This window comes from Streptomyces viridiviolaceus (genome assembly GCF_014650995.1).
Taxonomy (GTDB): Bacteria; Actinomycetota; Actinomycetes; order Streptomycetales; family Streptomycetaceae; genus Streptomyces; species Streptomyces viridiviolaceus.
On record NZ_BMWA01000028.1, the window covers coordinates 113,584 to 124,857 of the forward strand.

The 11,274-nt window shown below is 73.1% G+C and carries 12 protein-coding genes and 1 pseudogene; 7 read left to right on the forward strand and 6 right to left on the reverse strand.

Going from position 1 to position 11,274, the window contains the following annotated elements:
* Positions 1-67: 67 nt before the first annotated feature.
* Entirely contained in the window at positions 68-340 is a 273-nt protein-coding gene (locus IE260_RS32980) for a hypothetical protein (RefSeq protein WP_229881517.1), read from the reverse strand.
* Between the two features lie 83 nt (positions 341-423).
* Complete coding sequence (locus IE260_RS32985; RefSeq protein ID WP_189878603.1) at positions 424-2,115, reverse strand: RecQ family ATP-dependent DNA helicase; 1,692 nt, start codon at positions 2,113-2,115, stop codon at positions 424-426.
* A gap of 241 nt (positions 2,116-2,356) precedes the next feature.
* On the opposite strand from IE260_RS32985, the gene IE260_RS32990 reads away from it, so the two are divergent.
* Positions 2,357-3,094 (forward strand): D-Ala-D-Ala carboxypeptidase family metallohydrolase, encoded by a 738-nt coding sequence (locus tag IE260_RS32990; RefSeq protein ID WP_229881522.1) that lies wholly within the window; start codon positions 2,357-2,359, stop codon positions 3,092-3,094.
* Between the two features lie 65 nt (positions 3,095-3,159).
* Here IE260_RS32990 and IE260_RS32995 read toward each other — a convergent pair whose 3' ends face one another.
* Together IE260_RS32995 and IE260_RS33000 are read right to left on the reverse strand one after the other, a co-directional pair.
* On the reverse strand, positions 3,160-3,795 hold the full coding sequence (locus tag IE260_RS32995) for a class I SAM-dependent methyltransferase (protein WP_189878605.1): 636 nt from the start codon (positions 3,793-3,795) through the stop codon (positions 3,160-3,162).
* 171 nt (positions 3,796-3,966) lie between these two features.
* Positions 3,967-4,968 (reverse strand): mechanosensitive ion channel family protein, encoded by a 1,002-nt coding sequence (locus tag IE260_RS33000; protein ID WP_189878607.1) that lies wholly within the window; start codon positions 4,966-4,968, stop codon positions 3,967-3,969.
* 142 nt (positions 4,969-5,110) lie between these two features.
* On the opposite strand from IE260_RS33000, the gene IE260_RS33005 reads away from it, so the two are divergent.
* Positions 5,111-5,335, forward strand: coding sequence for a hypothetical protein (locus tag IE260_RS33005; RefSeq protein WP_189878631.1), 225 nt, complete (start codon positions 5,111-5,113; stop codon positions 5,333-5,335).
* Positions 5,336-5,486: 151 nt separating this feature from the next.
* Positions 5,487-5,921, forward strand: a complete 435-nt coding sequence (locus tag IE260_RS33010; protein ID WP_189878609.1) for a PPOX class F420-dependent oxidoreductase — start codon at positions 5,487-5,489, stop codon at positions 5,919-5,921.
* A 147-nt stretch (positions 5,922-6,068) separates the two neighbouring features.
* Here IE260_RS33010 and IE260_RS33015 read toward each other — a convergent pair whose 3' ends face one another.
* Complete coding sequence (locus IE260_RS33015) at positions 6,069-7,460, reverse strand: PP2C family protein-serine/threonine phosphatase (protein ID WP_189878612.1); 1,392 nt, start codon at positions 7,458-7,460, stop codon at positions 6,069-6,071.
* Between the two features lie 211 nt (positions 7,461-7,671).
* On the opposite strand from IE260_RS33015, the gene IE260_RS33020 reads away from it, so the two are divergent.
* The 3 genes from IE260_RS33020 to IE260_RS33030 all read left to right on the forward strand — a co-directional run bounded on the left by IE260_RS33020 (position 7,672) and on the right by IE260_RS33030 (position 10,008).
* Positions 7,672-9,600, forward strand: coding sequence for an NAD(P)-binding protein (locus IE260_RS33020; protein WP_189878614.1), 1,929 nt, complete (start codon positions 7,672-7,674; stop codon positions 9,598-9,600).
* A gap of 79 nt (positions 9,601-9,679) precedes the next feature.
* A complete protein-coding gene (locus tag IE260_RS33025; protein ID WP_189878616.1) occupies positions 9,680-9,832 on the forward strand; it encodes a hypothetical protein in 153 nt (50 codons plus the stop codon).
* 5 nt (positions 9,833-9,837) lie between these two features.
* Complete coding sequence (locus IE260_RS33030; protein WP_189878617.1) at positions 9,838-10,008, forward strand: hypothetical protein; 171 nt, start codon at positions 9,838-9,840, stop codon at positions 10,006-10,008.
* A gap of 127 nt (positions 10,009-10,135) precedes the next feature.
* Here IE260_RS33030 and IE260_RS33035 read toward each other — a convergent pair whose 3' ends face one another.
* A complete protein-coding gene (locus IE260_RS33035; RefSeq protein WP_189878619.1) occupies positions 10,136-10,822 on the reverse strand; it encodes a TetR/AcrR family transcriptional regulator in 687 nt (228 codons plus the stop codon).
* Between the two features lie 105 nt (positions 10,823-10,927).
* Here IE260_RS33035 and IE260_RS33040 point away from each other — a divergent pair.
* Positions 10,928-11,158, forward strand: a pseudogene (locus tag IE260_RS33040) (methylmalonyl-CoA mutase family protein); the annotation flags it as partial.
* Between the last annotated feature and the right edge of the window lie 116 nt (positions 11,159-11,274).

Here is an 11,274-nt window from a genome sequence, read left to right on the forward strand (position 1 = left end):
CGCGAGGCGGACGCCTCGGAGCGCTGAGCCCGGTCGGAGCGCGCGCCAGTCTCGGCGGGTTCGGTCGTCAGTCGCCGGACTTCTCGTCCCGGTTCTCGCGGGACCGGTTCTCGCGGGACGCCTCCGGACGGGCCGCGTCCCGCGTCTCGACGCCCTCCAGCGGTTCGCCCGCGGTCGTGCCGCGGTCGGGCTGGTACCCCTCCTCGGCGCTCGCCGTACCCGGCACCGTGCGCTGTCGCGCCTGGCTCTCCGCGCCCGAGTGCGCACCGGGCTCGTCCTCGTCACGTGCCCGGGTGAACCGGTCGTCCCGGCGGTTCCGGGGGTCCTTGTCGCCGCTCATGTCCGCACCTCCGGTCGGCGTTCGGGGTGGTGCGGGTTCCCGTGGACCGCGGCCGGAAACGGACCGCGCGGATCCGCCGGAGGTCACTCGTCCTCGCCCTCCCGCGACCGCACCGTGAGCAGGTCGTCGCGGTCGGCCAGCGCCGCCAGGGAGAGCGTGCGGTAGCCGGCGCGGTCGAACAGGACGGTGATGCGGTCGCCCTCCTCACTGAGCACCGTGCCGTCCCCCCACTCGCCGTGCCGCACCCGGGCCCCGACCGGATAGGCGGAGGCGGCCGGGTGGGCGTCCGGTGTCGCCGCGGCCTCCGGCCCTCGCGCGTCACATGTGTCGCAGGCGTCGCACGGAGCCTCGTACTCCTCACCGAAGTATCCGAGCAGGAACCGCCGGCGGCACCCGGTGGTCTCGGCGTAGGCGCGGGCCATGGCGACCCGGGACCGGTCGGTGCGCCGGTGGGCCTCGGCGGCCTCCTCGGCCCGGTCGGTCGCGGTGGCGGGCGGGGTCCCGGCATCCGGGCGGACCTCGCCCTCCTCGCCCGTGGCGACGGCCCCGGCCTCCTCCAGCAGGTTCACCGCCGCCGTCACGCGGTTGCGGGACAGCCCGGTGTCCTGGCGCAGCCGGTCCAGGCCGGCGGGGTCGGCGCGGTGGTCGTGGACGGCGTCCGCGACCTCGGCCAGGGTGTCGCGGGCGGGGGCACGGCCGGCGAAGTACGTCTGCATGCCGGTGTCCTCGGGCCGGTAGTGGAGTACGGCGAGGGCCGGCTGTCCGTCCCGGCCGCAGCGGCCGATCTCCTGGTAGTAGGCGTCCAGTGAGCCCGGCAGCGAGGCGTGCAGCACGAACCGTACGTCCTCCTTGTCGATGCCCATCCCGAACGCCGAGGTGGCCACCACCACATCGGTCCGCCCGGCGAGGAAGGCGTCGTGGATCCGGGACCGTTCGGCCGCGCGCAGCCCGGCGTGGTACGCCTCGGCGGCCAGTCCGAGCCCGGCCAGCTCCCCGGCGACGTGCTCGGTGTCCTTGCGGGTCGCCGCGTAGACGATGCCGGGCTTCGGCTCGGCGGCGGCCCGCTCGACGACGGCGCGGCGCCGTTCGTCCTCGTCGAGGAAGCGGCGGACCTCCAGCCGGATGTTCGGGCGGTCGAAGCCTGCCACCGTCACCCGGGGCCGGTCCATGCCGAGCCGTTCGACGATCTCCTTGCGCACCGGTGGGGCCGCCGTCGCGGTCAGTGCGAGCACCGCGGGCCGTCCCACGCGCCGTACCGCCTGTTCCAGGCGGAGGTAGTCCGGACGGAAGTCGTGGCCCCAGGAGGACACGCACTGGGCCTCGTCCACCACGAAGAGGGCGGGCCGTGCCGCGGCCAGCCGCTCCACGACCTCGTCCTTGGCCAGTTGCTCCGGCGACAGGTACAGGAACCGGGCGTCGCCTCGCCGTACCGCCTCCCAGGCGTCCTCGGTCTGTCCGGCCGTGAGGTCGGAGTTCAGGGCCACGGCACCGGGCGCGCCTTCGCCCTCGGGCAGGCCGGCGATCTGGTCCCGCTGGAGGGCGAGCAACGGCGAGACGACCACGACCGGCCCGGGCAGCAGCGTGCCGGGAACCTGGTAGACGGCGGACTTACCGGATCCGGTCGGCATGACGACGAGGGTGTCCCGGCCCGCGAGGACGGCCTCCATGGCCTGGAGCTGGTGGGGCAGGAGGCTGTCCCAGCCGAACACCTCGGCGGCCGTACGGCGCAGACGCGCGGCCCGCCGTTCCTCGCCCGGCGACCCCTTCCCGCCCATGGCCGCTCCTTCTCCGCCGGCTGCGGACACGCCGTCGCGGTCGCGCCCGGAGCCTTCGGGTACCCGTGGCGGCCCGCTGCCGAACCGGCGTCGCGGACGTCCGGCCGCGTCGGGGAGCGCGGGGATTTCCCGGTCCCGCCCCCGGCGGTCTTGCCTCCCGTTCGGTCCGTGCTCCATGGTTGACGCGCGTCACATGGCTTCACGCTCGGCCACACCTCACGTCACCCGGCATGGAGATCGCATGTACACACGTGTCGTCAGACTCGTCGTCGCCTTTGTCATGATCATGGCAGGCGCTTGGGCGGGCACGCTCGCCACGGCCGGCACCGCCCACGCCGACGGCTGCTACACCTGGAGCCGCACCCTCTCCCAGGGCGCCTCCGGCGCCGACGTCACCCAGCTCCAGATCCGGCTCGGCGGCTACCCGGGCTACGGCGCCGTCCTGGCCGTCGACGGCGAGTTCGGACCGGCCACCACGGCCGCCCTCAAGCGCTTCCAGTCGGCCTACGGACTCACCGCCGACGGCGTCGCCGGGCCGAACACCTTCAACAAGCTCTACGCCCTCCAGGACGACGACTGCACGCCCATCCACTTCACCTACAGCGAGCTGAACGACTGCAACACCACCTGGTCCGGCGGAGCGGTCAGCGCCGCGACCGCGAAGGCCAACGCACTGCGCACCATGTGGAAGCTGGAGGCGCTGCGGCACGCGCTCGGCGACCAGCCGATCACGGTGACCAGCGGATTCCGCTCGTACGCCTGCAACGACGCCGTCGGCGGCGCGAGCAGCAGCCGCCACCTCTACGGAGACGCCGCCGACCTCGGGGCCGGCCCGCACTCCCTGTGCACCCTGGCCAAGCAGGCCCGCAACCACGGCTTCCGCGGCATCCTCGGCCCCGGCTACCCGGGCCACAACGACCACACCCACGTCGACCACCGGAGCAGCCAGTACTGGTCCGCCCCCTCCTGCGGCATCTGAACGCCCGCGGCCGGTGGCCGAGGTGGCCACCGGCCGCGGCCGCTCCGGCCGTCCCCGCCCGGCTCTCAGGCCCGCTGGAAGCGCCACACGTTGTCGTCGCGGAACCCTTCCACGCCCTCGGGGGACGTGCTCGGCCTGCGGACGGTCTCCATGGTCCGGACGGTCCACTCGTCGTCCGGCAGGGCGAGTTCGGCCGGCACTCCCTCCAGGGTGGGGAAGACGGCGTCGAAGGGCGGTTCGGTCTGCCAGGACGGCCAGGCGGCGTGCATGACGACCAGCAGGGTGCCGTGGTCCGCGACGGCGCGTGCCGCGCTCCGCAGGATTCCCTGCTGGTCGAGGGCGACGGGAGACTGCAGGTAGTGGGCGCTCACCAGGTCGAACGAGCCGTCGGGGAACGAGCGGCCCAACTCGTGGCGCTCCCAGGCGATGCGGCCGCCGACCCCGGCGTCGGCGGCGTGCCCGGCGGCGCGTTCGAGGGCCGTGGCGGAGATGTCCACGCCGGTGACCCGCCAGCCGCGCGAGGCCAGCCACACCGCGTCACCGCCCTCGCCGCAGCCCAGATCCAGTGCCGTCCCCGGTGCCAGGTCACTCACCTCCCTGACCAGCAGCTCGTTCGGACGGCCGCTCCACACGCGGCCGGCGTCGCGGTAGCGCGCCTCCCAGAACTCTGCGGCCGGGGCGGGCGCGGGCATGTCGCTCATGGTTCCTCCTGGGCTGACGGGGTCGGCGGCACGGGCGGGCACGCGATGGTCCGGGCGCCCTGCACGCAGGCTGCACCGGTGCGGGCCGCACCGACAATCAACTTTGCCGTTACCGCAAATCCGGGTCCGCCCCGGAACCCTCGTGGACGCGCCGGCGAGCGGCGTCGCGGATCAGCGCAGCGCGGCGGCGGAGTCGTTCTCCCCGTCGCCGCCGCGCACCCACACGGTCCGCTGCGGGAAGGGGATGTCGATGCCCGCCTCGTCCAGGGCCTCCTTGACCCGGTGGCGCAGTTCTCGGGTGACGGCCCACTGCTGGAGCGGCACCGTCTTGACCGCGAGGCGCACGACGACGCCGTCGGCGTCCAGGGACTGCACACCCCACACGGAGAGGTCCTCCAGGAGGACGTCCTCGAAGGCCGGGTCCTGGCGCATCGCGCGCCCGGTGTCCTCCAGCACCTGGTGGACCCTGTCGAGGTTCGCGTCGTAGGCCACGGCGACGTCCAGGACGGCGCGGGCCCATTCCTGGCTGTCGTTGCGGACCCGCATGATCTCGCCGTTGCGGATGTGCCACAGGCCGCCGTTGAGGTCTCGCACGTGCGTCAGCCGCAGGCCGACGTGCTCGACCTCGCCGACCGCTTCGCCGAGGTCGACCGAGTCGCCGACGCCGTACTGGTCCTCGATCATGATGAGCAGCCCGGACAGATAGTCGGCGACCAGGCTCTGCGCGCCGAAGCCGATCGCCAGGCCGACGACCCCGGCACTGGCCAGCAACGGCCCGAGGGCGATGCCCACTTGGTCGAGCACCATGGCCACGCCGATCATGAACAGCACGATGGTCACGGCGCTGCTGAGCACCGAGCCGATCGTGCGTGCCCGCTGCTCGCGGCGCTGCCGCGCCCGGGACCGGTCGCGGTGCAGGACGGCGGGTCCACGCCCCGACCACCGCGACCGGCTCCTGTCGGTCTCGCCGGCCGCCGGCTCCAGGACGCGCTGCACGACGCGGGTGATGGCCCGCTTCGCCACCGCGCGCACCACCAGCAGGAGGACGACGATGAGCGCGACGCGCAGGGGTATCCCGATCAGTGCCGTGGTGTGGTCGCGCATCCACCCCGGCCACTCGGCGGCCAGGTGCGGGTCCGTGGCCGGGATGGTGCGTGCGGACATGTGCGTCATCGGCTCAAGTGCTCCGTTCCTCGACGAGTACGACCGTGCCGTCGGCCGCGCCTACCCACCGCCGGGCCGAACATGGCCCGGGCATCATCGGCGCCGACGCGGGCACACGAACGGAGTCGTCCACTGCGGAGGGGGACTCGGCGTGGTTACGGTCGCCGTCCTGTTGCTGCCCGGTCTGGGGCTGCTGTTGTTCGCCATGACGTACCTGGAGGACAGACTCCTCGGCGATGCCGGACCGGCCCGGCACGCCCGGCGCCGTCACCTCCGGCTGATCCCGGGCGGCCGGGACGGAAGGACGCCGCGCGGCGCGGCGTCGGACGCGCGGCCGCCGGTCGAGCACCGGTCGCCGGATCGGGACGCCGCCTGACCGCCTCCCCGCCCGTTCTTCCGCCGTCTCCCCCACGACCGGCCGCGACCGGGGTGCCTCGTATCATGGCGCGGTGATCGCCGACGACGGCGTGGACCGGACGCGCGCCACGAGCGCGTGGCACGCCCGGCCCCGGGCGTGAGGAGAGCCGATGGAGACCGGGCAACAGGGCGAGGCGGACGCCGAGTTCGAGACGTTCTGGCAGGAGCGCCGGGTGTGCTTCCTGACCACACCGCGGCCCGACGGAAGTCCGCACCTGGTGCCGGTCGGCGTGACGTACGACCACGCCACCCGCACCGCGCGGGTGATCACGAGCCGGGACACCGCGAAGGTGCGCAACGTCCAGCGGGCGGAGCGGCCCGTCGTCGCCGTGAGCCAGGTGGACGGCAGACGGTGGTCCACCCTGGAAGGGACGGCGACCGTGCGGGACGACCCGGACGCCGTCCGCGACGCGGAGGTCCGGTACGCGGCACGGTACCGGCAGCCCCGGGCGAACCCGGCGCGGGTCGTCATCGAGATCAGCGTGCGGCGCTTCCTCGGCACGGTGAAGCCCGATCGGGACGTGCCCGGCACCGGGGATCGGTGACCGGCCCGGGCCTCGGAAACCGGGGCGCGCACGGGCCTGCCGGACCTCCACGGCTTGCGCGGTGTTCCTGTGCGGGCCGCGGCCGTTCCCGCGGAACGTAAGCGGCGGCTGCGCGGCGCCGAAGTCCACCTGCCCGCGACCACCGCGTCAGGAACGGCCGTACCCCGTCAGGGGCGGGGTGCGCAGGGCGATGACCGCCATGTCGTCGTGGCCGTCGCTGGGATGGTGGTCGGCCAGTGCCCGGCACAGTTCCTCCGGCGACCGCCCGGCGTACCGCGCGGCCGCGACCGCCAGCGCGTCCAGGCCGCGGTCCATCGGCTGACCGGGGATCTCCACCAGACCGTCGGTGTACAGCACGACGGTGCTGTCCACCGGCACCGCCTGGCTGTGGTCGGGGCGGGGCAGGTCGACCGCCACGCCGAGGGGGACGCCGGGTTCGGTGTCCAGATAGCGGACCCGTCCGTCGGGCAGCAGCAGGAGCGGCGGTGGGTGCCCGGCGCTGGACCAGCACAGCCGCCAGGCTCCGTCGGCGGGTTCCAGGCGGGCCAGCAGGGCTGTGGCCAGAGATACGTCGCCCAGGGCGCTCAGGATGCGGTCGAGCCGGCTGAGGGAGGTGCCGGGCGGGGCGTTCCGGTCGTAGGCCAGGGTCCGCAGCATGTTGCGCAGCTGTGCCATGTCGGCGGCGGCGCGCAGGTCGTGGCCCACCACGTCGCCGATCACGAGCGCGCAGGCCCCGTCGGGCAGCAGCATGGCGTCGTACCAGTCACCGCCCACGGCGGTCGGGGCGCTCGCCGGCCGGTAGGCGGCCCCGGCGGCGAAGGGTCTCAGGTCCGGCAGCCGGGGCAGCAGCAGCCGCTGGAACTGTTCGGCGCTGTTGCGGACCTGCTGGTAGAGGCGGGCGTTCTCGATGGCCACCCCGGCGGTGCCGGCGAGCGCGCGGACCACGCCCTCGTCGTGCCGGTCGAAGGGCTGTCCGTCCTGGCGCTCCGAGAGGTAGAGGTTGCCGTAGATCCGTCCGCGTACGCTGATGGCGACGCCGAGCAGGGTCCGCATCGGCGGGTGGCCGGGCGGGAAGCCGGCGGATTCCGGATGGCGGGAGATGTGCTTGACCCGCAGGGGCTCCGGGTGGTGGATCAGGTGTCCGAGCAGACCTCGCCCGCGAGGCAGTTCCACGCCCTCCAGCGCCGCCAGCTCCCTCGCCGTGAGCCCGAGGGGGATGAACTCGGCCAGAAACCTGCCCTCCTCGTCGAGCACGCCCATGGCTCCGTAGCGGGCGCCCACCAGGTCCATGGCGGTGCGGACGATACGGCGCAGCACCGCGGGCAGCTCCAGCTCGCCGGTGATGTTCACCACCGCCTGGAGCAGTTCCTGCAGCGTGCTCTGCGCACGGGCGAGGGCGTGCAGCTGCTCTCCGATGCGGTTCAGATCGGAGCTGAGTGGCAGGTCGAGCAGTGACATGTAGGGCTCTTCGCCCTGCGGTCCGCCGCGGTTTCGCGGGGCGTCCTGGGGGCCCCACGGCGCCGGCCAGTCCTCCGCCATCACCACCGCCTCACTTCCCCTGTTCGTTCCGGGTGCCCCTTTTGTGCGTCACGCATGCTCGGAAGATCGACGCCCCCGACGGCCACCGATTTCGCAGAATCAGATCCCATACACGATGGAATTCGTTCTTCATAATCGAAGCAACCGCTGGATAGCATTCCAGACACGCAATTCCGCTCCGAAATCCGCAGATCCATGTGGGGGGTCTCGCATGCCCAGATTCAGCGATCACGAGCTCGGTATGGGACGGAAGATCACGCGCCGCGACTTCCTGGACGGGGTGGCCGTCGTCACCGCCGGCGCGGCCACGGCGGCGGCCCTCCCGGGCTCGGCACACGCCGCGTCCCCGGCACGGGACCACGGGCACGGCAGGCCCACGGCGCCCTATCCGCCCACCGAGTCCGGTCTGCGGGGCCAGCAGCCCGGAGCGTACGACGTGGCGCACGCCGTACGGGACGGCGACTTCGTCCCGGGGCGCGTCCACGACACCGACGAGTCCTACGACCTCGTGGTGGTCGGCGGTGGCCTCAGCGGCCTCGCCGCGGCGTACCTGTACCGCAAGCACGCCGGACCGGGCGCGCGGGTCCTGGTCCTGGACGCCCTGGACGACTTCGGCGGACACGCCCGGCGCAACGAGTTCCACGTCGGCCGGACGCTGCTGCTCTCCAACGGCGGCACCGTCAACATCGACACCCCGAGCACCTGGTCGCGCGAGGCGCGTGACCTGCTGACCGAGGACCTCGGCGTGGACCTGAAGGCGCTGGAGGCGACCGTCAAGGACGACGCCTACGCGCGGTACTCACTGCGTGGCGGCACCCTGTTCGACGCCGAGCGCTGGGGCGAGGACCGGTTGGTGATCCGCGAACCGGGCGAGTCCTGGGCGTCGTACGTCACCAGGCTGCCCATGTCCGAGGCGAGCCGGGCGGCGCTGGTGCGTCTGTACACCACGACCGAGGACCACTACCCCGGACTGACCGACGGGCAGAAGAAGGAGATCCTGGCCCGCACCCCCTACGAGACCTACCTGCGGGAGAAGATCGGGCTGGACGACGACGCCCTGGCGGTCGTGAAGCGCGGCACGAACGGCCTGTGGGGCGTCGATGCCGACCGGGTCGCCGCGGCCGACGCCTGGGCGACCGGACAGCCGGGCTTCGACGGTCTGGCACTCGCCCACACACCGTGGCCGGGGGCCGGCGCCACCCCCCTGATGCATCTGGCGGAGACCGAGGAGGACGGCAACTTCTACTTCCCCGAGGGCAACGCCTCACTGGCCCGGCTCCTGGTCAGCAGGCTGGTCCCGGACGCCTTCGAGCCGCGTCGGCCCGACTGGCGGGAGATCGTCACCGCGCAGGCGGACTACTCCCGCCTCGACCACCCCGGCAACCGCGTCCGCATCCGGCTGTCCAGTACGGCCTTCCAGGTCCGCAACGACGGCCGGCACGGCGCGGTGGTCGACTACTCCCGGGGCGGCCGCAGCCACCGCGTGCGCGCGAAGGGCGTGGTGATGGCCTGCTGGAACTCCGTCTCCTCCTATGTCGTCCCCGAACTGCCGGCCGACCAGGTCACGGCGATGCGGTACGGCGTGAAGGTGCCCCTGGTGTACGCGCGGGTGGCGCTGCGGGACTGGCGGCCCTTCGCCCGGGCGCGCGTGTCCCGGGTGAGCACCCCGTCGATGTTCTTCTCCGGCTTCGGCCTGCCGACGGTCACCGAGATCGGCGACTTCAGCATGCCGCACCGGCCCGAGCTGCCCACCGTGGTGTCCCTGTCGGCCACCCCGAACTCCCCCGGACTGAGCTGCCGGGAGCAGCACAAGGCAGGGCGCCGCGCCCTGATCAGGATGGCCTTCGAGGACTTCGAACGCGAGATCCGCGACTCCATGGCCCGCTCACTGGGCGAGTACGGCTTCGACCCGGCACGTGACATCACCGCCATCACCGTCAACCGCTGGGCACACGGCTACGCCTACGAGTACAACTCCCTCGACGATCCGGCCCTGTTCCTGCCGGAGTCGCAGCGGCCGTACGCCGTGGCCCGCCGTCCGGTCGGCAGGATCGCGATCGCCAACTCCGACGCCGAGGCGTTCGGCTACACGCACGCCGCGTTCGACGCGGCCCACCGGGCGGTGGCCCACCTGGTGTGATCCGGGCGTCGCCGGTGACCGGACACGGCGCCCGCCCAACCGCCATCCGCTGCTCGGTGTGTGGCGGACCGTCTCCCGCGTGGTGGAGCTGCGTGAGCCGCGGCTGTTCGGCTGGGTCGTCCTGGACCGTGACGGCAGGTTCGCCGGGTCCGGGCCGGCTCCGGCCGAGCCCATGGCCAGCCGGCGTTCCGCGTCGGAGCCCGATGCCTCGGGTACGCATCTGAGGCAGTAGGTGCAGTGGGGCCCGGGCGCTCCGGGGTCAGCCTGGCCGTCGACCGGATGCCCGACCGCGAGGACGAGGTGGTCGCCCACCGCCTCGGGGAGTTCCGCGTGAACATCGACGCATCACTGCGCGGGATGAAGGACCTGGCGGAGGCGGACGGCCGGCCCGCTCCCGGGAGTGCGTGAGGGACACCGGCATCGCGGGCGTGTCCCGTGCCGGCAGCGCCTGGGGCCGTCCAGCCGATGGACCCGGTACGCGATGCGCGTACGACGGACGGCATCCGCCAGGGGTCGCCCACGACGCCCCGGGCGCTCAGCCCCCCGAGGCGCCTTCGATGACCCGCCTCAGCGACGGAAGCAGCGCGTCCAGGTCCTGCCCGGTGCGGAAGGCGACGACGGTGGTTCCGCCGTCGTGGGCGGCCGTCGTGGCGGAGGGGGCCGGGAAGAGGGCGAGCACCTCGCGCATCGCCTCGTCGATCTCTTCGACCGGGTCGGAGGACTCGCCCCTCAGCCACCGCCGCAGCACGTGGTTGTGGGCCGCGACGACCGACGCCGCCATGAGCTCGGCCCGCAGTGAGGCCGACGCCGTCGGATCCCCCATCCAGTCCGCGATGAATTCGCGGAAGAGCCGCTGATAGCGCGCCACACTGGCGATCTCCCGGTCGCGCAGCGCGGCCACCTTGCTGGTGAGCGCGTAGCGCCGCCGCGCGAGGTCGCCCTCCTCGATGTAGTGCAGGAGGACCAGGCGCACCGCGTCCGACACGGCGACCAGGGCGGTGCTGTGGCCGGCGGTCGCCAGCCGGTCCCTGATCAGCTCCAGCAGCCGGTCGTGGTCGGGGAAGATCACCGCTTCCTTGGACCGGTAGTGCCGGAAGAACGTCGTGCGTCCCACTCCGGCCCGTTCTGCGATGTCGTCGACGGTCGTCTGCTCGTATCCGCGCTCGTCGAAGAGCGCGAAGGCGGCGTCCGCCAGTCGGATCCGCGCGGGTGGCTTGCTCATGACCGCCCATCCTTCCCTGTCCCGGACTCCGGAGACCACTTGCCCACTGCAACGGTACTGAGTACCGTCTAGTAGACATTCAGTACCAGAGGAGGTCGGGGCGTGGAGGAGCCCTACGAGCCGCTGCGGGTCGACCCGCGGACCGAGGCCGACCGGTGCGAGCGCCTAGCGGTCCTGCGCTCCAAGCGCGACAACGGCGCCGTCGACCGCCCCGGACTCCCTGCGCTCCGCCGCGCAGGGCACCGACAACGTGCTCCCCGCGGTGCGCGAGGCCCTGCGGCCTCCCACGCACTGCGCGACATCTGGGGTGTGCACGTACCCCACGACACCTTCTGAACCGATGAGCCCCGGAGCGGAACAACCAGTGAACGACATCGACATCCACACGACCGCGGGGAAGCTCGCGGATCTGAGGCGCCGTATCGAGGAAGCGACGCACGCCGGTTCGGAAC